This window comes from Bacillus sp. FSL K6-2944, assembly GCF_038005385.1.
Taxonomy (GTDB): Bacteria; Bacillota; Bacilli; order Bacillales; family Bacillaceae_G; genus Bacillus_A; species Bacillus_A cereus.
This window is the reverse complement of record NZ_JBBOTE010000001.1, coordinates 3767433-3789674: the sequence shown is the minus strand read 5'-3', so window position 1 is coordinate 3789674 and position 22242 is coordinate 3767433. Positions and strand designations below refer to the sequence as shown.

Below are 22242 nucleotides of genomic sequence, written 5' to 3'. Positions count from 1 at the left end.
TGTACTAATCAAAAATGGAGGAGATTAGGATGACTCAAGTATTAGAAAATGTTAAAAACGCATGGGAAAACTTTAAAGGTGAAAAATGGAAAGCAGAGATTGATGTTCGCGATTTCATTTTAAATAATGTAAACGTTTTCGAAGGGGACGAATCTTTCTTAGCAGAAGCAACTGAAGCAACGAAACAACTTTGGGATCAAGTAATGGATTTAACAACGAAAGAACGTGAAAACGGTGGCGTTCTTGATATGGATACAAAAATTGTTTCTTCTATTACATCACATGACCCAGGATACTTAAATAAAGATATTGAAAAAGTAGTCGGTTTCCAAACTGATAAACCATTTAAACGTTCTTTACAACCATATGGTGGTATTCGTATGGCAGAACAAGCTTGTGAATCTTATGGATACGAAATGGATAAAGAACTTAGTCGTATTTTTAGAGAGTGGAGAAAAACTCATAACCAAGGTGTATTTGATGCATACACACCAGAAATGAGAAATGCACGTAAATCAGGTGTTATTACTGGTCTTCCAGATGCATACGGACGTGGACGTATTATCGGTGACTATCGCCGAGTAGCGTTATATGGTATTGATCATTTAATTGAAGCGAAAAAAGCTGATTTGAATTTAACTGGTGGTGTAATGAGCGAAGATACAATGCGTTTACGCGAAGAGTTATCTGAGCAAATGCGTGCACTTCAAGAGTTAAAAGAAATGGCTGCTTCTCATGGCTTCGATATTTCTAAGCCAGCAACAAATGCACAAGAAGCATTCCAATGGTTATACTTCGCATACCTTGCAGCGATTAAAGAGCAAAACGGAGCTGCAATGAGTCTTGGACGTACTTCTACATTCTTAGATATTTACATTGAAAGAGATTTAGCAAATGGTACTTTAACAGAAGAAGAAGTACAAGAAATTGTAGATCACTTCATTATGAAATTACGTCTTGTGAAATTCGCAAGAACACCTGATTATAATGAATTATTCTCTGGTGACCCAACTTGGGTAACTGAATCTATCGGTGGTATGGCATTAGATGGTCGTCCATTAGTAACAAAGAACTCATTCCGTTTCTTGCATACATTAGATAATTTAGGACCAGCTCCAGAACCAAACTTAACTGTTCTTTGGTCTAAACAATTACCAGAGAACTTTAAAAACTACTGTGCGAAAATGTCTATTAAAACATCAGCAATTCAATATGAAAATGATGACATTATGCGTCCTGAATACGGCGATGATTACGGTATTGCATGTTGCGTATCTGCAATGAGAATCGGTAAACAAATGCAGTTCTTCGGAGCTCGTGCAAACTTAGCGAAAGCATTATTATATGCGATTAACGGTGGTAAAGATGAAAAGTCAAAAGCACAAGTTGGTCCTGAGTACGCACCAATTACTTCTGAAGTATTAAATTATGAAGAAGTTATGCATAAGTTTGATATGACAATGGAATGGTTAGCGGGTCTATATTTAAACACATTAAATGTTATCCATTACATGCATGATAAATATAGCTATGAACGTATTGAAATGGCACTTCATGATACAAACGTTCTTCGTACAATGGCAACAGGTATCGCTGGTCTATCTGTAGTAGCAGATTCATTAAGTGCAATTAAGTACGCAAAAGTAAAACCAATTCGTGATGAAAATGGTATTGCAGTTGACTTCGAGATTGAAGGAGATTTCCCTAAATACGGTAACAATGATGATCGTGTAGATGAGATTGCTGTAAATCTTGTAAAAACATTTATGAATAAACTTCGTAAACATAAAACATACAGAAACTCTGTTCATACAATGTCAATCTTAACAATCACATCTAACGTTGTTTACGGTAAGAAAACTGGTAATACTCCAGATGGCCGCCGTACTGGAGAACCATTTGCACCAGGTGCGAACCCAATGCATGGACGCGATACAAAGGGTGCATTAGCTTCATTATTATCTGTGGCTAAATTACCATATGAAGATGCACAAGATGGTATTTCTAATACATTCTCTATTATTCCGAAAGCACTTGGTAAAGAAGATGATGTACAAGTACGTAACTTAGTATCAATGCTTGATGGCTATGCAGTAAAAGAAGGGCACCACTTAAATATTAACGTATTTAACCGTGAAACATTAATGGATGCAATGGAACATCCTGAGAAGTATCCACAATTAACAATTCGTGTATCTGGTTATGCTGTAAACTTTATTAAATTAACTCGTGAACAACAAATTGATGTAATTAACCGTACAATGCATGAAAGCATGTAAATGAAAAAGGTTTCCCTTCGCTCTTAATATATAGCGAAGGGAGGCTGTTTCAATAAAGGAGGAAGTAACATGGTAAAAGGAAGAATACATTCTGTAGAGTCTTGTGGTACTGTTGATGGCCCGGGGATTCGTTATGTCATATTTACACAAGGGTGTTTATTACGTTGTCAATATTGTCATAATGCTGATACGTGGGAAATCGGTAAAGGTAAAGAAATAACAGTTGAAGAAGTGATGCAGGATGTGACATGTTACCTTCCATTTATTGAAGCTTCCGGAGGCGGTATAACAGTTAGCGGTGGAGAGCCATTATTACAGCTAGACTTTTTAATTGAGTTGTTTAAAAAGTGTAAAGCGGCTGGTATCCATACAACAATCGACTCTTCTGGTGGTTGTTATTCTGAGGAACCAGAATTCCAAAATAAGCTAGATATTTTAATGGATTATACAGATTTAGTTTTATTGGATCTGAAACATATCGATTCCAAAAAGCATCGTAAATTAACAGGGAAATCAAATGAACATATTTTACAATTTGCTCGTTATTTATCGGATAAGAATAAACCGATTTGGGTACGACACGTATTAGTTCCTGGTGTTACGGATAATGAAGAGGATCTACAAAAACTATCTAGCTTTATTCAAAGTCTGTCTAATGTTCAAAAAGTTGAAGTGTTACCATATCATAAGCTTGGTGTATATAAATGGGAGGCGCTTGGACACAAGTATCCACTCGCAAATGTAGAACCACCTACTGAGAAAAATGTAGAACATGCTAAATATATTTTACAAGCGGTCTAATCCAAATATTGGATTAGGCTTTTTGCTTTCTTTACAATAAAATCTAGAGTATATATTGATAAAAGAGTATACTGAAAGTAGAATATCCATAATTTTGTACGGAATAAATGGAGAAATTTACATAATTGTAAAGGGAAATCAAAATAGTAAAAAGAATTAAGAAGTAAAAGAGTGAGTATCATGGAATAGAGAACATTTGTAAGTTATTGCGAAAGCTCTTATAGGAAAGTATAATGTAAAGATATGAGCACAGATAGGATTAAGGGGTCAATCTTATATGCTTTGCATATCCACGACAGGTACATAGCTGAAAGGGAATTATTAGAATCTGTTTATGTAATTTTTAAGGAAAATGTTTTTCCTATTGTCGTATATGCAATATGGAGAAACAAAAAGCTAGGAGTGGATTTGTTTGATAAAAAACCCCAAGGTTTTAATATTAACTGCACATTACGGTAATGGTCATGTGCAAGTAGCAAAAACATTAGAACAAACATTTCGCCAAAAAGGAATTGAAGATGTTATTGTATGCGACTTGTTTGGAGAATCACATCCATTTATAACTGACATTACAAAATATCTATATTTAAAAAGTTATACAATAGGAAAAGAATTATATCGTTTGTTTTATTACGGGGTAGAAAAAATTTATGATAAGAAAATAGCATCTTGGTATGCGAACTTTGGAAGAAAACGTTTGAAAACACTATTACAGGTGGAGAAACCAGATATTGTAATTAATACATTTCCAATTATCGCTGTACCAGAATTGAAGAAACAAACAGGTATTTCAATTCCTGTCTATAACGTATTAACGGATTTTTGCGTGCACAAAATATGGATTCATCGAGAAGTAGATCGTTATTTTGTTGCAACGGATCATGTGAAAGAATTGATGGTTGATATCGGTGTACCTGCGGAACAAATTGTTGAAACAGGAATTCCAATTCGGAGTAGTTTTGAGTTAAAGGTAAATCCAGAAATCATATATACTAAATATCAGTTATGTAAGAATAAAAAGATTTTACTAATTGTAGCAGGTGCTCATGGGGTATTAGGAAATGTAAAAGAACTATGCCAATCATTTATGTCAGTGCCTAATTTACAAGTAGTTGTCGTTTGTGGGAAAAATGAAGCTTTAAAACAGGATTTATTAAGTTTACAGAAGCAAAATTCCGATGTATTAAAAGTGTTTGGGTATGTTGAAAATATTGATGAATTATTCCGTGTTACTTCTTGTATGATTACGAAGCCAGGCGGAATAACATTAAGTGAAGCAGCAGCGTTGCAAGTACCTGTCATTTTATATAAGCCTGTTCCAGGACAAGAAAATGAAAATGCGATGTACTTTGAAAGAAAGGGAGCAGCAGTTGTCATTCGCGATGATAGTGAGGTTTTTGCAAAAACAGAGGCATTATTACAAGATGATGTGAAGCTTCTTCAAATGAAAGAAGCAATGAAAAGCATCTATCTTCCAGAGCCAGCTGGTCATATTGTAGATGCAATTTTGGCAGAAAATCATGCAGAACCGCGTCATATACCTATTAAATCACCTGCTCTTGCACAATCTTTTACTTAATATGAAACCCTCTTTGTATATGTAAAGAGGGTTCTTTATTATTTTCAAAGAAAATTCAGCCAGTTATCCACAAAAGGATTGCGCTTTCATTAAACAGTAAAGTCGGAATATTAACAACTATATCCACATTGTCCACAATTTTTAGAAAAATATCCACAATTAAAACAGCTGATATATGCTTTAATATAGAAAAATATTAAATGTTTTTGAAAATTACTAACAATTCTGTTGGTTTTGTGGATAAAGTTGTCCACAGCAAAAAAAGCCCATTATGTATAAGGGGCTTTTTTGCTTACTTCTATCAATCGAGAAAATTATGTAATGAAAATGAATAATTAGGGGGGAAACTTCTAATTATTCATTTTCACTTTAAATGCTTTTCGAGCGATATCCTGCTGCACGATCTGCTTTTTGAAATTCGCGTTGATAGAGAACTTCTTGTGTACTAGATAATGTGTTTTTTGCTTTATCACGTTTCTTTTTATCCATTACAAATCACCTCGTGTCTTAAAGTTACTATTTATCGTTTCCAAAGACATGAGGGGATATACGCATATGGAAAATGTTAATGATTGATTATCATTTCAGAAAATTTAGATTATGCTTCTTTTAATTGATGAGCATCTTGGAAGGTTGTATCTCGCATTGTAGCAAGTGTGTATTGATCTTTTGGAATTTCATATAAGTTATATACTTCTTCGTTTGCGTTAATTTCATCATATACGGCTTTTCTTGTTTCGTTTGCTAGATTCACATATTGCAGTTTTTCTGCAGCTTTAATAGAACGAATATTTATTTTACGAATACGCATGAAAATTGTTTCAATATCTAATTCATAGAAAAGTTCACTAAAAAATGAATCTTTTGCCAATTTATTATAGCCTTTTCCATGATATGGTTTGCCAAGCCATGTCCCGAGAAATCCAGCTTTTTCTTGCACATCAAATAAAGTAATTGTTCCGATAGGGTTACCCCATTCATCTAAAATTGTGCGTGAAATTAATTCACCACGCTCTTCAGCTTCAATCGTTTGTTTTGTTAAGAATAAATATTCTTCATAAGAATAAGCCTTTTGACGCACAAAAGGGAAGACAGCTGGATCCACCATTAACTCGTATAGAACGTGGCTGTCGTGTAAGTCGCGTTTTTTCAACATACTAACTCCTCCTCACACGAGGGTAGCATGACGAAAAAACACCCCACCCTCGAAATTTTTATATCAATCTTTAAAAAATTTCGGGGTGGGAATCGAACCCACTAGAACCAGTTTCTAACGCTGGTGGCGCACCATTTGCCTTCCCCATTCATCAATTTGAAAATGATAATCACGACACAAATTGATTATGGTTTCATTCAGTTTATAATCGTATAATACTTTATCTAGTCAAAAAAATAAACTAGTTTTTTTTATTTTTTTTGTAAATTATTTTTCCATCAATCATAGTTAGTACAGGCTTGGCTAAATAATGGAAAGGATGATGAGTCCATAACACGAGATCGGCGTCTTTTCCAACCTCGATGCTTCCAATTCTATCCTCTAAACGCAAATTTCGCGCTGGGAATATGGTGATTCCTTCTAGTGCTGTTTTCTCGTCTAATCCTTCTCTTACTGCGACAGCGGCACAAATATTTAAATATTGAATGGGTGTATAAGGATGATCTGTTGTTATAGAAACTTCCACACCATTTTTAGATAATATATGGTAAGTATCCCATGTCTTGTTTTTTAGTTCGATTTTAGAACGACGTGTCAGAGTGGGACCAACTGAAACCTTCAAATTATGTTTCGAAAGCTCTTCAACAAGAAAGTGTCCTTCTGTACAATGTTCAATACGTAGATCGAGGTTGAATTCCGTTGCAAAGCGTAGCGCAGAACTAATATCATCTGCTCGGTGAGCGTGGATACGTACGGGTATTTCACGACGTAATGCTTTTAAAATAGGAAGCATTCGAAAATCAGCTTCGTGCCCGTAGTGTTGTGCTTCATAGAATGATTCCCGAAGTAACCCCATAATCCCCATACGTGTAATGGATTCTTTTGTTCCATTACTATGGACTTTTTTAGGATTTTCTCCAAAGGCAATCTTTAAACCAGCAGGTTCTTGAATAATCATATGATCAATACAAGTTCCAGCTGTTTTTATTACACAAGTAGTCCCCCCGATAATATTTTGACTGCCAGGCATAACGTGAACGGTTGTAATTCCGTTTTGTACAGCGTCTTGAAAGGCGATATCCAAAGGGTGGATTCCATCTAAAGAACGAATATGTGGTGTTGAAACTTCAGATGTTTCATTGGCATCATTTCCAGCCCAACCAGTGCCTTCATCATAGAGACCAAGGTGAGTATGGACATCAATAAAGCCAGGTAAGAGATGGAGTGCTCGTGCATCTATAACGGTCATATCTTGAGTAGGTTGAATAAAAGGTTTGACCTCGGTAATTCGCTCTCCTGTAACGAGTACATCGCCTTGAAACTTTTGAGATGTAATAGGGTATACAATGGCTTGTTTGAGCAATATTTTCATAGGTACCTCATTTCTGTTACTTTATAATGCTAATGGAAGTTAAGGGAAAGTAACTGAAAGGTTATTTGTATGGTAATGCTTCGGATCCTAGAAAATGAAAGTTTTGAAAGAGCCCATGTAAAATTGTGTTTTAGAAGTACTACATTGTATGCGAAAGTATATTTTGTAATGCATGGTCTATTGCCGGAAATGTGTATTGGTATCCATGTTCAATTGCCTTAATGGGTAATACACGTTGCCCTTCTAGTACAAGTATGCTCATTTCACCTAATAAAGTTTGAATGATAAATGAAGGTACAGGCAACCAATGAGGCTTGTTCATTATAGTTGCAATGTTTTCTCCAAATTCCTTCATTCTTATGGGTGTTGGTGCTGTCATATTAAGAGGACCATCAATTTCTTTTTTGTGTATGATGAAATCCATCATACGAACGACATCGTCTATATGAATCCATGATAACCATTGTTTCTCAGAACCAATGGTGCCGCCGATATAGAATTGATAGGGAAGTAGCATTTTTGGAAGAGCTCCTCCATTTGCACCTAATACGACTCCAAATCTTGCGTAGATTGTTCGTATTCCGAGAGAACGTGCTTTAGATGCTTCTTGTTCCCATGAATATACTGTATTTGCTAAAAAGTCATTTCCAGGAGTCTCATGCTGTTCTGTAAAAGACTCTATTTCAGATGTTCCGTAGTATCCAATAGCACTTGCGTTAATAAATGTGTGTGGCTTTGTATGGAGTCCCTGCAATTGTTTAATGAGTCCTTTTGTTGTTTGAATTCTACTGTTTAAAATGGCTTTCTTTTGTTGCTTTGTCCATCTACTATTAATAGACTCTCCGGCTAGATTAATAACTACATCAATAGAAGAGAGGGGGAAGGTTTGTAAATCTGGTGTCCATTGAACATACTGAAGGTTAGGGTCGGAAGTTTCAGTAGTTTTTTTTCGTGTGAGAATGTAAACAGTATATCCTTTTTGAATAAAAAAAGTAGAAAGGGATTTACCGATAAAGCCTGTACCACCAGAAATTGCGATTTTCACAAGTATTTCCTCCTCATTATATATATTCTTGAAAAGAAAAAATGTTCCTCGACTATGTTAAAATAATAGAGAGATAATATGAAGCGACCTCCTAGATTATCAAGTCAGGGATTTTAACCCATAATAATGAATGAAAACATTATGAATGGGGTTATACCCTATGATAATAGGAGGCCACTATGGAAAATATAATCTATATTGGGATGGATGTCCACAAGGAAAGTTTTAGCTTATGTGCACTACACGGAACAACTGGGGAAATTGTAAGAGAAGCACGATGTGCTTCAAATGTATCTCTCGTAAAAAAATTCGTTGAGAAACTGAAAACAAAATATGGTGAAGATATAAAAATTAAAGCTGGATATGAGGCTGGTTGTTTAGGGTATTCACTTCATAATCTTCTTGAACAAAATGGAATTGATTGTGATATTTTAGCTCCCACAACAATGTACAGTTCATCAAAAAATAAAATGGTTAAAAATGATAAATTCGATGCCAAAATGATTGCTCTTAATTTAGCAAATGGCACCTATAAAGAAGTATATGTTCCAGAAGAAGAGGATGTTGCCGTGAAAGAGTATATCCGCATGTTAGGTGATTTTAAAACATCTTTGAAAAAAATAAAACAACAGATAAAAGCATTCCTTTTAAGGCATGGCTATGTGTATGAAGGGAAATCAAGCTGGACAATCGCTTATATGAAATGGTTAAAGAATCTTGATCTACAAGGATTATTCAAAGAAACGTTAGGCGAATACCTATTACAGTATGATGTTCTAGTCGATAAAATTGAGCGGTTCAGTCTGAGATTAGAAGAATTATCTCATCGTGAAAGGTACGAAGAACCAATCGCAAATTTAAGATGCTTAAAAGGTATAGATACAACATCGGCAATGACTGTTCATGTGGAAATTGCAGACTTCACTCGTTTTCCCACGGCTAAAGCATTTATGGCTTATGTAGGATTGACACCAAGCGAAAGCTCAAGTGGAGAAAAAATCAGTCGACGTTCGATTACAAAACAAGGAAATTCGACCGTTAGGTCTACTCTTGTAGAATGTGCAAATGCGTTGGTAAAAGGAACAATCGGATTAAAATCGAAGCGAGTGAAAGCAAGACAAAAAGGGCAACGAAGCGAAGTGATTGCTTATGCGGATCAGGCTGTAGAAAGGTTACAAAGAAAATATTATCGCATGATATATCAAGGGAAACCTAGAAATGTTGCCGTTACAGCTATCGCAAGAGAACTGGGGTGTTTTATATGGGGATTAGAAACAGGTAAAATTCACCGAAAATAAAGAGGGAAGGATATGAAGTTGATTGATTCATTCATAGTTAGAAACCAAAGGTATCAATTGATGGCATAGATGAGCTTCAGAGATAGTGAATTACAGGTCTGGCTATCTATGACTCACCTCTTCTGGCATGGCTGAAATTCTGATAAACAAGCTATTTATTAGAATTTGAAAAGGTGTGATCCACGCAGTGAGATTATAAGAGCCTAACGACGAACCATTAACCTGAGGTAACCAATCCACGAATAACAGAGTGGTTAACTGTCGATAGATCTTATTTCTGAAGCTTTTGTATGCCATCAAGAAAAATATTATGGGTGAAAAACTATTGACAAAGGTCACTTCATAACAGGTGACTGCATAAGCTGCATAATGTTCTCTACTTTCCATATCCCCATTCCAAAATTCATTCATGAATGAATCTGATAAGGCATTCCATGCAGCAGGAAGTGTTTCTTCATAGTTTACAATCGCATCCCGCATATTCAACCAAGTCTCTTTATCTCCCAAAGCAACAAATCCGTCCCATGCGTCTACAACGCCATCTACTACCCCAGTGGAAATACCAGTCCAGGCATCGTTCAAATCCTTTTTATTTCTATCCCAAAAGGATTGTTCTGATTGTGGTGGGATTTTGCCACACATTGCACCTTCTTCAATTGAATTATCAGCCTGACGCTTCCTATCTTGTGTAATCGATTGAATTGAAGTCGCCCACTCCATATTTAATCCTTGTGTACTAAATGTGCCACTTGCTGGACTAAAACCTTTCCCACTTTGGACTTCAGCAAGACCCGTCGCAATGCTAGCGGCTAATTGAATTGCTGTATTATAGTTATCGCTAGATGTTTGATTAAATTCATATAGGTGTTCTAATTTTTCTTGCAGTTTACGCCTCATGACAGCAAAAAGATTTACCATAGCGTCCATGCCCGAGATTGGTATAGCTTGATTGAGTGCTTCCGTACTTGCTATCATTCGATCAATTTCTCGAATTTGTTCTAATATTTCTTGTTCAATAACATCTGTTGAAGCTACCTGTGATTGAAATTGACTTGGAAAGGCATCGTTCTGACGGATTAATTCTTCACATAAGTAAATGATTCCTTGTGCTAAAGGGCGAAAAGTTTCTGCAAAAAACGCTTTTGCACTATCGTAAGTTTGCCCTTGTAGAACGGTATCACTTGTAAAAGCATCAATCGATTGAATAACTTGTTCCATACCTTGAATGGTAGCGGTACATACAGCATTCATACTTTGTGTTTGGTTATGTACTTCCCCTAAATACATGTTTAGACTCAAAAATCTCCCCCCTTTATTAATAAGTAAATCATACCAATTTTACGTAATAACTGTAAATATTGGTTTCTGATTCATTGACAAAACAGAACATTTGTTCTAATATTTAATTACGAACAAATGTTCTTTCGGGAGGTCATCTTATGAATTATTTACTTACATGCTCGTTTAATCAAAAAATACCAATTGAATTAATTTATTTAAACGGTTCAGGAGATTTCTCTCAAAGAACTGTTATTGTTAGAAAGATATATGAAGATCGTATATTGGTGTATTGCATGAAAAAACAACAAGTTAGAACGTTGAAATTAGCCAATATACTATCAGTTGATAAAGTAAGAAATAACTATCAATACGCTTAAAACGTTTAATGAGGTGATATTACATGTCAACAGCAATTCCGAAACCACCAAAGAAGAAAAGTACTTCAAAAAAGGAACCTAGACCATACATGGATGAATTCGAGCAACAAGAAGCTGCTGAACTAATACAATTGGCAGTACAGGATGATATAGAATTAGTGTTTACAGTGTATCGAAAATATAAAGAACCAGATATCATTCAAGGGAAAATTGTTAAACTTGAACAACAAATGGGTAGAATTGTAGTGAGTAATGGCCCGAATATAATACATAAAATTCAATTCATGGATATTTTAAAAATCGAAACGCCTAGTTAATTTAGCTAGGTGTTTTTAGATGGCCATAAATTCTTTATCAAAGTAGAACTTGTCCATTAAGTTGTTTACAATTCCGTTGAAATAAGCGAATTTCCCTTTCTTCATTTTTACTCCGGATTTAATTTTCATAACAAGCTCTTTAATAGCTTTTAAGCCAATAGTAAGTTCTTGGTCCTTATTAAATGCTTTATCTCCTGTTGTATGATTAACAATGTTATTACACTGTCTTACAACCTTCCACAGTTCTTGAATTGTTTTAGAATCACCATAAAAAGAGCGAACTAAAGAAATAAAACGCTCTGGTACCCAGTGAGCAACAAAATCAGCTTGTTCAATATTCTCTTCTGGAGTATTGCTATTCTCATTACTATTACGTTTATTTATATCTTTTATATTTTGTTTTAAGGAAACAGGTTTTGTTTTAATGGTAGGACACTTTGTAGGACGTTCACCTTGTGTCTTGTTGGACACTTCTTCCACAATAGGTTGAATAATAATAGCGTTAGAAGTTTGAAGCATATCTTTTTTACGTTTCATTGCCACCTGTTTAATCATCTCTAGATCCACAAGCTTCTTCATTAAACGTTGTACAGTTTTATAGGAAACTTCCATTTTTTCAGCTATTCTGTTTTTGCACAGGAAACTCACACCTACATATTTGCAACTGTGGCGTTTTAGAATTTCAAGTAATGTAATGAGTTTAGATTGTACATCGGTACGCTTAATAAGCATACGGATAGAGTCTCTGTACGCACGTACAGTTTTGTTTAGTTCTTCTACTTCTATAAATGGTGATAAATTATGAAATGACTCTTTACTTGCTACAACCTCAATTCTTTTTCTTTCCATATATATGTGTCTCCTTCTGGGAAACAAAAAAGCAACAGAATGCCAAGTATAAGCAAACTGTTGCTAAGGAGCCCTTACGTACTGTAAAATAGTTCGTAAAAGTACAGCAAGTGTTTGCCTAGTCATGATAGGCGGACGGTATAAGGGTGTTGGTAGCACGACTTATACACGCTGTGCTTTTTTGTTTTTAATTTTTTTGTGATACCATTTGTGATACCGTTTTGTAAAATAAATAACGAAAAACATCAAAAAACAAATTTCATTAAACTCCTAAAACATTGATTAGATGCGGTTTTCTACGTTTTATTCTTTTATATATAGTCGAGATGGAAGGTTCTATTGGTTAAATAGAAATGCGGAGCCGACTGTTCAGACCGGTTGGCTAAGGTTCTTTCGCACAGAAGATGCTTTTTATCTTCTCGTACGGAAGGTTCTTAGACATGAGGGTCTAGGAGGCGAAGCTGGACATATTTAAAGTGGAAGCGGCTCGTTCAGAATGTGAGGGGGATGGAGCTTCTGACGTAGAGGCGCTTTTTGCCTCATAGGAAGAAGTGAAGCCACCGAACATTCTAGCCGCTGGAACTGGATAATATATGTATGAAGAAAGCGTCCTGCTGTGCAGGGCGCTTTTTTGTTTTGCGGATTTGTCTTGGCTTGGGAGAGTATACCCGGGTGGGTGTTCAGCTAAATATATCAACGATTTTTCAAATATATCGATCATAAACGGGAATATATCAACGATTATTTCAATATATCAACGTTTCGACAAGGAATATCGATTTGTCGACAAGATAAGACAAAAGAAAATCCTCACATACCCCAAATATTTTATAAGAACAGAGAACGACTAGGTTTAAGACAAAGATACTGACAAATCCACTTGAACAACCACCCACTGAATTCTCTATTAAACTTTTTGACAAATCCACCCCTTCCTCCACTATCTGGAATTCTTTCCTGCATTAGCAAAAGTTTCTCATATAAAAAGGACAATCTTTTGCTTTTTCTCACAATGCGAGTACAATGTAAAATAGCAAGAAAAGACGAAAAGTATTTACAGGATTATTGTGTGCGCATAGCGTAAATGGCAGTAAGGAACTGAGAGGAGGTTTTTTCTCTGAATACAAATAAAGAAACAATCATCCACCTTTATCATACAAACGATATACATAGTCATTTTGAAAATTGGCCGCAAATTTCTCGGTTTGTTCTAGGGGAGAAAAAGCGAAGACAGGAAGCGGGAGAGACTGTTTTGACGATTGATATCGGTGATCATGTGGATCGTTTTCATAGTATTTCGGAAGCGACAAATGGGCTTGGGAATACGAAGCTTTTAAATGAGGCGTTATATGATTATGTAACGATCGGAAATAATGAAGGCATTACGTTAGCGAAAGAGCATTTAAATCGGCTCTATGATGATGCTGGATTTGAAGTACTTGTCGCAAATTTATTTGAAAAAGAAGGTGTACGTCCATCATGGGCAAAGCCTTATAAATTACATACAACGACAGATGGGATTACGATTGCTTTTATCGGGTTAACTGTTGCGTATCCAGAGTTTTATCAAATGCTCGATTGGCATATTGAAGATCCGCTTATCCATTTAGAGTCTATTTTAGAAGAAGTGAGAGATGAGGCACATATTACAGTTGTCCTTTCTCACCTTGGAAAAAGTATGGATGAGTATATGGCAGAGCATTATGATATAGATGTTATTTTAGGGGCACATACGCATCATTTATTTGAGCGTGGTGTTCTAATGAATAATACTTTACTTTGTTGCTGTGAAAAGTGGGGACGTTACGTTGGGCACGTGCAGCTTACTGTGGATAAAGAGACGAAGAAGCTGTTGAAAAAGGACGGTAGAGCGATTAAGACGGAACGGTTAGGTGCTTATAGCGAGCCGTTATCCACAATTGAAATACTGCAGGAAGAAAGTAAGCATATAATGGCAGAGCCTGTCGTTCATTTAAAAGAGTCATTACAGGTTGATTGGTTTCATGAGACGCCGTTTTCTTATATGTTAGCAAGTGCGCTGAAAACATGGTGCGGTGCAGAAATTGGCATGGTGAATGCTGGTGTACTTCTTGAAGGGTTAGAAGAGGGTGTCGTAACGCGCGGAGATATTCACAGAATTTGTCCACATCCAATTAATCCGTGTGCTTTGAAAGTTCCAGGAAAGATATTAAGAGAAGTTATTTTGAAAGCACGTAAGCCGAATATGGAGAATCTTGAGGTGAAAGGATTCGGATTTCGTGGGAAAGTGATGGGGAAAATGATTTACGCGGGTGTAGAAGTAATTCCAGATACGATTCCTGGGAATAAAATTTTACTCGAAGATGTATTAATTAACGGGGAATCGCTGGAATTAGATCGTATATATACAGTAGGAACAATTGATATGTTTACATTTGGCTACTTATACCCAGAGCTATCCACACTTTCTGACAAACAATATTATATGCCAGAACTACTTAGAGATGTGTTAACAGATATGTTAATAACTTATACTTCTTCTGTTAAACTATAGGCTAGTTAACTTGTAACACTCATTTTTCTCTTGTCATACAGATAAGAAAGAGAGGAGTGTGAACTATGGTTAATGTGGAGCCAATTATAATTGATAATTATACGTTTATTGCGGTTAGCGTGAAACTTCCAAAGACAAATTTGCTAGCTGTAATGAGCGATAAAGGATATATTATGTGTGGTGCATTAGATGTAGGTCTTTTAAATGAGAAATTAGGTGATCGAGGAATTATTGCTGGCCGTGCGGTTGGTGTAAGAACGATTGAACAACTTCTTGAAGCGCCGCTAGAATCGGTAACGACTGGAGCTGAAGCATTAGGCATTCCAGCAGGAACGATTGGAAAAGAAGCATTATTAAAAATGAGATAAGCATATATCGTCCCTCCTTCTTGCATAGAAATGATATAAGAAGGAGGTTTTTTTATGAGTATATTTCGCTCGAAAAACTCGCGGTTTCGAAGGGGACCTATTGCCTTTCGGTATATACTGCTTATGTCGTTTATTCTTTTTATTATATTACTTACGCAAGGGTTGTGGATTGTGAATAATAATATTCAGCCGACCTTAATTAAATATGGGGAAGTAGAGACGCATAAAATGGCGACGGCAATTATGACGAAGGCAGTAAAGGATCGAATTAATGAAGGATTCGATGTAGATTCATTAATGAAAGTACAGAATGATAAAAACGGAAAAGTATCTACAATTAATTTAAATACAAAGCAAGTAAATGAAATCGTAACGTCAACGACCACGTACATAGAAAAATATTTGCAGCAAGTAGAACAAGGGAAGTTGAAGGAGCTAGGTATTTCTGAAAAAAACGGGGCGACTATGGCAGTTCCTTTTGGGCGTGTAACTGATAATGCGCTTCTTGGTAATATAGGACCAGATATTCCGATTCATTTCACGCCAATTGGGCATGTGAATACAGATATTAAACAAAAAATTGAGCCGCATGGGATTAATACTACAGCGATTCAAATTGTTATGGAAATGGAAGTAACATTGCAAGTAATTATTCCATTTCATACGAAAGAGATAACGGTGAAACAAAATGTTCCGATTGCGACGCGTATCGTTCAAGGGGAAGTGCCTACGTATTATGGAAGTGGAAGTGTTGCTGTACCTGATAAAAAGAAAACAGATAGTTAGTTGTAAATAAAGTGAAACCCGGATCAGCCAGGTTTTTAATGGATAAAAAATAACCGTAGCAATGCAGCTACGGTTATCGTTTTGTATTTGCTCGTTCTTCGCGTTCCCAAAGGCTTAAATGCATGTATGGATCGAAGGCCCATTCTGTATAGCCATTGTCTTTATATATGCCAAAATGTAAGTGGGGCGGAAATTTTCCGGCTGTACCAGGAGGTCCATAACCAGTGCTACCAACAAATCCGATTACTTTCCCTGGCTCAACAATTTGTCCAAGCTGTATTTCTTTTGAGAACCCGCCTAAATGAGCGTAATAATGGTAATTGTTATGAAGGTCGCGAATACCAATGCGCCATCCACCAAGGCGGTTCCAACCTTTCGTTTCAATAATGCCATAGCAAGTCGATCTTACTGGCACGCCATATCCGGCGAAAATATCTGTTCCTTCATGAATCCTTCTGCCGCCAAAACTTCTTCCAGCGCCGAAAGTACTACGGTAGCTATGGTCACTACGGATCGGAAGAGGAAAAGCATTTCCCTCTAAATTAATACGGCCATAATGTTTATAAATTTGGGCATATTCGCTAATTAAATCAACTGTTTTTGCACGTCTATAATATTCCCAGAGCATAATTTTAATACGGTCTTCTGACGTTCCTTGTTTCCTTAAAATAGTCGCTGCGGTATGCAGAAGATCACGGTCGCTATTTGCATTTGCAAATCCATCTTTGTCACCATCTAAACCTATTCCGCCAAATAGAGAAATTGTATGGGGGAGAGTATCGTTACTATTAATAGGTCCAGCCCATATTTCTGGTTTAAAATAAAGGGAAATGATGGCATCTGGTTTTTTCGGAATATCTTTTCTTACGCTCCGTATATTTCTTTCATATTGATCCATTGCAGCTAAGTAATACCATGGAATGCCTGAAGACTGCTCGGTTTCTTTATATAGTGCCATGCGCTTTTCGTATATGCTTTGCTGATTATCTTCACCGTAAGCGATGTTTTGGTGGAGAAGAAAACAAATAGAAAGCAAAAGAGAAATTTTTCGAAGCATGAAATAGACTCCTTTCACAACATCACTCTTTTTAGTGTGGGATATACGGAGTATTTCATTATAGGGAACGATTGGAAAAAATCTTAGAATCTTCATTTGAGCAAATCGCTTTCATACGTTAGAATAGATATGTTACATTGAAAGAAGCGAACACGGTAAACTATTTCATATTGTGCGGAGTTGATAACCATGACAAAACAAACAGAATATAAGCGCAAGCCCGAATGGTTGAAAATTAAGTTAAACACGAATGAAAACTATACAGGCTTAAAGAAAATGATGCGTTCTAAGAATCTTCATACCGTTTGTGAAGAGGCAAAATGTCCGAATATTCATGAATGCTGGGCTGTAAGAAAAACAGCAACATTTATGATTTTAGGTGCGGTTTGTACACGTGCTTGTCGTTTTTGTGCGGTTAAAACAGGCTTACCAACTGAGCTTGATTTACAAGAACCAGAACGCGTAGCAGATTCAGTAGTACAAATGGGCTTAAAGCACGTTGTTATAACAGCGGTTGCACGTGATGATTTAAAGGACGGGGGAGCAGCTGTTTTTGCTGAAACAGTACGCGCAGTACGTCGTAAAAACCCATTCACGTCTATCGAAGTATTACCATCTGATATGGGTGGAGTAGAAGAAAACTTAAAAATGTTAATGGATGCAAAACCAGATATTTTAAACCATAACATTGAAACAGTACGTCGATTATCTGACCGAGTTCGCGCTAGAGCAAAATATGAACGTTCATTAGAGTTTTTACGTCGAGCGAAAGAAATGCAGCCTGATATTCCAACTAAATCGAGCATTATGGTGGGCTTAGGTGAAACGAGAGAAGATTTAATTGAAGCAATGGATGACTTACGTGCAAACAATGTGGATATTTTAACTCTTGGGCAATACCTACAACCATCTAAGAAGCATTTACCAGTTCTTAAATATTACCCACCAGCAGAATTTGCAGAGCTTAAAGAAATTGCACTTAGCAAAGGATTTAGCCACTGTGAAGCTGGCCCACTTGTGCGTTCTTCTTACCATGCGGACGAGCAAGTACGTTCTGCAAAAGAAAAAACAGCAGAAGCTAAATAATGAAAAAAAGAGAGCTAATGATTAGCTCTCTTTTTGTTTGTACTCTAAAACGGTATTTGGACATGTTAATAAAATCTTTTTTAATTCTTCTGTGGATAATTCAATTGTAAATTCAGGAACACCAGGTGTAATTAAAATTTTATCGTACGTATAAATAGCGTTATCCACAATAATTGTTACATCGTGTGAATATCCGAAAGGAGCCACACATCCCGGCGTACAACCAGTTTTGTCTCGCAGTTCATCAGGAGAACAGAGAGATAAGCGTTCTCCTGATAGTTCTTTCATCTCTCCCCGGTTGAGCCTTGTGCCCTCTAACGTAAAAAATACGTAATAATCTCCAGACTTTGATTTTAAAAATAAGCTTTTACTTGGAGTGCCTTGTAAGCCAAGTCTCTCGCGTACGATCCGATCGGTCTCATAATCGAGTACTGGTTCGTGTTCGAATTTTTCATAAGAAACATTTGTTTTATGTAGTAAAGCAAGTACGTCTTCGTACATATGAAATGATACCCCTTTCTATTGTTAGAACAGTCTCTTCTCGTGGCGTCAACTGAATGTTTTGGAAAGGGATATTACTTGGACGATGCTTCCCATAAGCGTTTTATGATACATTGTTCGTCGATTGTAATTTCGTAAATATCAGGATTCGTTAGAGTTCTCCATTCATTAAAGCCAATCGTATGATCAAAATGCTTTAAAATGAGCGTAAGTAAATTGCCATGTGTAACAAGTAGTGTTGTCGTATGGTTTAATTGTAAAACGTCTTGAATAAGCGATAGGGCCCGGTCTGTTGCTTGTTTTGTTGACTCTCCGCCTGAAAAGGCAATATCTATATTTGTAAAAGTAGATTCTAGTTTTTGCATCCAATCATCCATTGGAATGTTGCTCAATATGCGTTCAGTTAATCGTTCATCTTCTTGGATAGATAAGTTAGCTTGGAGCGCATAGGGCCGAATGGAATCGATAGCTCGGACAAATGGGCTTGAAATAATATGATCGATTTGTAGATGATTTTCTAAGAGGAATGTAGCAAGGGTGTTTGCTTGGTCTTTTCCATCGGTCGTTAATTCATCATCACGTTTTTGCCCAATTGCTGAACAATGTCGTATTACAATAATTTTCTTCATAATTCATCCCCATCTTTCAAGTTGACGCTATATACTTCGACAAATGTAGAAATAATTCCTTTTTATTGGAAACAGCATATTGATTTAAATATGTGGAAAAGTAATGTGGATAATGAACATTTGAGGTGCAATCATGAATAAAATGATATGTATTGTATTTAGTCTTTGTTTTTTTATACACTTGTCCACAACTTATGCAGAGTCGAATCAAAAACTAAATTATCCAAGCAATCGAAATAAGTCATTTGTGAGTGAGGATGTTTTTTATAAACAGTTAGATAAGAAAATCTATAAAGAATACAATAATGCAGCATATAGTGTTCGGAAAAAAATCTTATTTAAAGAAGTGCCTGATGAAGAATTTTCTTTCCTACAAAAAACAGCTGTCGGTTGTCGAGGTAGAGTGGTACTTCAAGATTTTTTTGTTCACTCTGATCGCCAAGTATACTTTTTCGCTTCTTTTATTCAAAATGAAGTAGGAGAGTTTCATAAATATATCGTTATAGATGCAGAAACAAAGAGGGAGCTGCAAGAGGGCAAAAGTTATCATCCATATAAAAAATAAACCACCAATTTTGGTGGTTTATTTTTTACTCCGGTACACTCATTAATTTCTCTTTCATTTTGCGAATAAGAACGACAGCGCCAATTGTACACAGAAGTGTAATTCCTTCGGCAACGAAGATGTTGATTGTTTTTGTTTGGTAAAGTGCCGCGAAAAAGTCTACAAATGCGTGGAATAGTATAGCGTATACTAGGAAGATATATTTCTTCTGTTTGACTGCGTATAAAACAAGCATTGTAAAGGCGATTTGAAGCACGAGTGCCATAATTCTTTCTAAGCTACCAAGGAAGTATAAGTAGGCAGGTTGCTGAATTAACATGTCCTGTAAAATGCTAAGCTCGGGTTTTTGTTCAATCAGTCGAGCGAAGCTACCATCGTTAATAGAATTAGCAAAGATTAATGCTTGTAATGCAGAAAAACCGCCAATTAAAATAGATTCAATTCCGCCGTGACCAATTCCATAAGCGAAGCCATCTTTATATTCTAGATATTTTTTTAGTAAGAAGAAGAAGGCAACGAAGCGTCCTAATTCTTCAAAAATACCAGCAGTCAATCCGCCATAAATTGCGAAGACAAACGGATTTTCTAAAAATGGAGCGATTGTTGGATTACCGCGCATAAATAGGTGGAATGGTGTTTCAAGAATTTGGGTGAATCCGATAAAGATAAGAACACCAACGCCGACCACTTTCCAATTCATATTATATTTTTTACGGAAATAAACGAGTACGATAATTGGGACCAGAATCGAGACAATGAGTTGAAAAATGATGCTGGCAATTACAGTATTTGAAACCATACTTTCACCGCTTTCTAATATATGTACATATCTATTATGCATGAAATAGGGGAGAGATGAAACTTTTAGAAAGAAAATGAATTTACTTATTGACTCTAACGTTGCGTCATACTTTATCGTATGTACTAAGGGGGAGATACAAATGACAATGAGAGTAAAAGAAGTAGCTGATTTAGTTGGAATTAGTGTGCGCACACTGCATCATTACGATGAAATTGGGTTGTTAACCCCAGACGAGACGACAGAGTCTGGATATCGTCTGTATTCCAATGAAAATTTAGAGACATTGCAGCAAATTTTGTTTTTTAAAGAGCTTGGCTTCCCTTTGAAGAAAATTAAAGAGATTATCATGAGTCCATCATTTGATCGCGAAGAGGCACTACAGCTTCATAAGAAGATGCTTCTTGAAAAGCGTGCCAGATTAGATAAGGTGATTGCGACGATTGATAAAACAATTCAGCATACAAAAGGAGAGATTGAAATGACGAATAAAGAGAAATTTGAAGGATTCGATTTCAGCCATAACCCATATGAAGAAGAAGCACGTGAAAAATGGGGAGACGCAGCTGTAGATAAAGCGAACGAATACGCAAAAGGTATGTCAAAAGAGAACCAAGAGGAGTTTAATGCTATTTATAGAAATTTAGCAACGCTTAGACACGATGCACCAGATTCTAAAGAGGCGCAGGCAGCTATTAAAGTATGGTACGATTACTTGCAAAACTTCGGTGAATATTCGTTAGATGCTTTTAAAGGACTCGGTCAAATGTACGTCGCTGATGAGCGCTTTACGAAAAATATCGATAAGTTTGGTGAGGGATTAGCGCAGTTTATGTGTGATGCGATGGAGGTTTATGCGGATCGTAATAAAAAATAAAAAGTAAAACAGGTGGAGATTTTCTCCACCTGTTTTACTTTTTAATCATATCATTCAAAGTCTGATCTCCCGTATTGTTCAAATGAGGATTTTTACTCATTTCTCGTTTTAACATATCGAGGCTTTGTGTATATTCTGTATCATTTAATGCGCCAGATTGAAGCCCTTGAATTTGAGAAATCAACTTTTGGTCTGTTGATACATATGCTTTATAATAGCGAGGAACGATGGACAAAGCAGCTCTATATACTTGATCCGCTACGAGTTTTGGATCCGTTGTGTTTGCACGGTATACAACGAACACTTCATCATCAGTAACGAGTGTAGCAGCGTTTGTAACGTCAGGAAGTTTGACTGTCATGCTTGTAATCATTTCAGCGACCTGCTCGCGATTAATGGCCCCTACTTGTTTGTTAGATACTTCATGCTTTTGTTTAGAAGAATAACCGACTCTTGTGAGTCTTGTATTTGTATTTTCCGTATGATACATGTCGTTTTTATTGGAAACAAGAACACGGCTTCCTTCTTCACGTTCCATTTCAGCTTTGTTCGCTGATTGGCAGCCTGCAAATAAGGAAAGAGTGAGAAGGGAAAGTAAAATTTGTTTTTTCACGATGTATCACCTCCTTCTCCATAGCATGTACTAATTTGCAATTTTTTGTATTTGAAATTGTTGGTTGTTATGCT

The 22242-nt window shown here is 36.2% G+C and carries 22 protein-coding genes and 1 pseudogene; 12 read left to right on the top strand and 11 right to left on the bottom strand.

Features of this window, described 5'->3' with window-relative positions:
* Positions 1–29: 29 nt before the first annotated feature.
* The 3 genes from pflB to MHH55_RS19410 all read left to right on the top strand — a co-directional run bounded on the left by pflB (position 30) and on the right by MHH55_RS19410 (position 4659).
* Complete coding sequence (pflB, locus tag MHH55_RS19420; RefSeq protein ID WP_000195471.1) at positions 30–2279, top strand: formate C-acetyltransferase; 2250 nt, start codon at positions 30–32, stop codon at positions 2277–2279.
* A 69-nt stretch (positions 2280–2348) separates the two neighbouring features.
* The gene (pflA, locus tag MHH55_RS19415) at positions 2349–3080 is read left to right on the top strand and encodes a pyruvate formate-lyase-activating protein (RefSeq protein ID WP_000238459.1); all 732 of its coding nucleotides are present in this window, start codon (positions 2349–2351) and stop codon (positions 3078–3080) included.
* A 412-nt stretch (positions 3081–3492) separates the two neighbouring features.
* Positions 3493–4659 (top strand): diglucosyl diacylglycerol synthase, encoded by a 1167-nt coding sequence (locus tag MHH55_RS19410; protein WP_000594693.1) that lies wholly within the window; start codon positions 3493–3495, stop codon positions 4657–4659.
* A gap of 369 nt (positions 4660–5028) precedes the next feature.
* On the opposite strand, the gene MHH55_RS19405 is transcribed toward MHH55_RS19410, so the two are convergent.
* The 4 genes from MHH55_RS19405 to MHH55_RS19390 form a co-directional block, all read right to left on the bottom strand.
* On the bottom strand, positions 5029–5148 hold the full coding sequence (locus MHH55_RS19405; RefSeq protein ID WP_000358482.1) for a YfhE family protein: 120 nt from the start codon (positions 5146–5148) through the stop codon (positions 5029–5031).
* A gap of 109 nt (positions 5149–5257) precedes the next feature.
* The gene (locus MHH55_RS19400) at positions 5258–5815 is read right to left on the bottom strand and encodes a GNAT family N-acetyltransferase (RefSeq protein WP_000914737.1); all 558 of its coding nucleotides are present in this window, start codon (positions 5813–5815) and stop codon (positions 5258–5260) included.
* A 241-nt stretch (positions 5816–6056) separates the two neighbouring features.
* Positions 6057–7187 carry an amidohydrolase gene (locus tag MHH55_RS19395; protein WP_000698319.1) on the bottom strand — a complete coding sequence of 377 codons (1131 nt, stop codon included), beginning with the start codon at positions 7185–7187 and terminating at the stop codon, positions 6057–6059.
* Between the two features lie 139 nt (positions 7188–7326).
* A complete protein-coding gene (locus MHH55_RS19390) occupies positions 7327–8232 on the bottom strand; it encodes a TIGR01777 family oxidoreductase (protein ID WP_078186912.1) in 906 nt (301 codons plus the stop codon).
* Positions 8233–8411: 179 nt separating this feature from the next.
* On the opposite strand from MHH55_RS19390, the gene MHH55_RS19385 reads away from it, so the two are divergent.
* The gene (locus tag MHH55_RS19385; RefSeq protein ID WP_340880263.1) at positions 8412–9530 is read left to right on the top strand and encodes an IS110 family transposase; all 1119 of its coding nucleotides are present in this window, start codon (positions 8412–8414) and stop codon (positions 9528–9530) included.
* Between the two features lie 348 nt (positions 9531–9878).
* Here the strand turns inward: MHH55_RS19385 and MHH55_RS19380 are convergent.
* Positions 9879–10829 (bottom strand): annotated as a pseudogene (locus MHH55_RS19380) (T7SS effector LXG polymorphic toxin); the annotation flags it as partial.
* Positions 10830–10969: 140 nt separating this feature from the next.
* On the opposite strand from MHH55_RS19380, the gene MHH55_RS19375 reads away from it, so the two are divergent.
* Positions 10970–11188, top strand: coding sequence for a hypothetical protein (locus MHH55_RS19375; RefSeq protein ID WP_015670470.1), 219 nt, complete (start codon positions 10970–10972; stop codon positions 11186–11188).
* A gap of 23 nt (positions 11189–11211) precedes the next feature.
* Complete coding sequence (locus MHH55_RS19370) at positions 11212–11505, top strand: YolD-like family protein (protein WP_000100793.1); 294 nt, start codon at positions 11212–11214, stop codon at positions 11503–11505.
* A gap of 15 nt (positions 11506–11520) precedes the next feature.
* Here MHH55_RS19370 and MHH55_RS19365 read toward each other — a convergent pair whose 3' ends face one another.
* Complete coding sequence (locus MHH55_RS19365) at positions 11521–12354, bottom strand: cytosolic protein (RefSeq protein WP_078187088.1); 834 nt, start codon at positions 12352–12354, stop codon at positions 11521–11523.
* A 1117-nt stretch (positions 12355–13471) separates the two neighbouring features.
* On the opposite strand from MHH55_RS19365, the gene MHH55_RS19360 reads away from it, so the two are divergent.
* The 3 genes from MHH55_RS19360 to yunB all read left to right on the top strand — a co-directional run bounded on the left by MHH55_RS19360 (position 13472) and on the right by yunB (position 16041).
* Complete coding sequence (locus MHH55_RS19360) at positions 13472–14887, top strand: bifunctional metallophosphatase/5'-nucleotidase (RefSeq protein ID WP_217485693.1); 1416 nt, start codon at positions 13472–13474, stop codon at positions 14885–14887.
* Positions 14888–14952: 65 nt separating this feature from the next.
* Positions 14953–15255 carry a YunC family protein gene (locus MHH55_RS19355; protein WP_000248466.1) on the top strand — a complete coding sequence of 101 codons (303 nt, stop codon included), beginning with the start codon at positions 14953–14955 and terminating at the stop codon, positions 15253–15255.
* Between the two features lie 54 nt (positions 15256–15309).
* Entirely contained in the window at positions 15310–16041 is a 732-nt protein-coding gene (gene yunB, locus MHH55_RS19350) for a sporulation protein YunB (RefSeq protein WP_000021800.1), read from the top strand.
* A 73-nt stretch (positions 16042–16114) separates the two neighbouring features.
* Here the strand turns inward: yunB and MHH55_RS19345 are convergent, their stop codons facing one another.
* Positions 16115–17098 (bottom strand): M23 family metallopeptidase, encoded by a 984-nt coding sequence (locus MHH55_RS19345; RefSeq protein ID WP_078187090.1) that lies wholly within the window; start codon positions 17096–17098, stop codon positions 16115–16117.
* Between the two features lie 189 nt (positions 17099–17287).
* Here MHH55_RS19345 and lipA point away from each other — a divergent pair, with 189 nt between their 5' ends.
* Positions 17288–18184 (top strand): lipoyl synthase, encoded by an 897-nt coding sequence (gene lipA / locus MHH55_RS19340; RefSeq protein ID WP_000166372.1) that lies wholly within the window; start codon positions 17288–17290, stop codon positions 18182–18184.
* A gap of 21 nt (positions 18185–18205) precedes the next feature.
* Here lipA and MHH55_RS19335 read toward each other — a convergent pair whose 3' ends face one another.
* Together MHH55_RS19335 and MHH55_RS19330 are read right to left on the bottom strand one after the other, a co-directional pair.
* A complete protein-coding gene (locus MHH55_RS19335) occupies positions 18206–18685 on the bottom strand; it encodes a YbaK/EbsC family protein (RefSeq protein ID WP_000272746.1) in 480 nt (159 codons plus the stop codon).
* Between the two features lie 74 nt (positions 18686–18759).
* Positions 18760–19314: a histidine phosphatase family protein gene (locus MHH55_RS19330; protein ID WP_000721022.1), complete on the bottom strand. Its 555-nt coding sequence runs from the start codon at positions 19312–19314 to the stop codon at positions 18760–18762.
* Between the two features lie 133 nt (positions 19315–19447).
* Between MHH55_RS19330 and MHH55_RS19325 the strand changes: the two genes are divergently transcribed.
* Positions 19448–19879 (top strand): hypothetical protein, encoded by a 432-nt coding sequence (locus MHH55_RS19325; RefSeq protein ID WP_078187091.1) that lies wholly within the window; start codon positions 19448–19450, stop codon positions 19877–19879.
* Between the two features lie 25 nt (positions 19880–19904).
* Here the strand turns inward: MHH55_RS19325 and MHH55_RS19320 are convergent, their stop codons facing one another.
* Positions 19905–20720, bottom strand: coding sequence for a YhfC family intramembrane metalloprotease (locus tag MHH55_RS19320; protein ID WP_002204855.1), 816 nt, complete (start codon positions 20718–20720; stop codon positions 19905–19907).
* A gap of 100 nt (positions 20721–20820) precedes the next feature.
* Between MHH55_RS19320 and MHH55_RS19315 the strand changes: the two genes are divergently transcribed.
* Entirely contained in the window at positions 20821–21555 is a 735-nt protein-coding gene (locus MHH55_RS19315; RefSeq protein ID WP_000178775.1) for a MerR family transcriptional regulator, read from the top strand.
* 34 nt (positions 21556–21589) lie between these two features.
* Here the strand turns inward: MHH55_RS19315 and MHH55_RS19310 are convergent, their stop codons facing one another.
* Positions 21590–22168, bottom strand: a complete 579-nt coding sequence (locus MHH55_RS19310) for a YhcN/YlaJ family sporulation lipoprotein (RefSeq protein WP_078187092.1) — start codon at positions 22166–22168, stop codon at positions 21590–21592.
* Between the last annotated feature and the right edge of the window lie 74 nt (positions 22169–22242).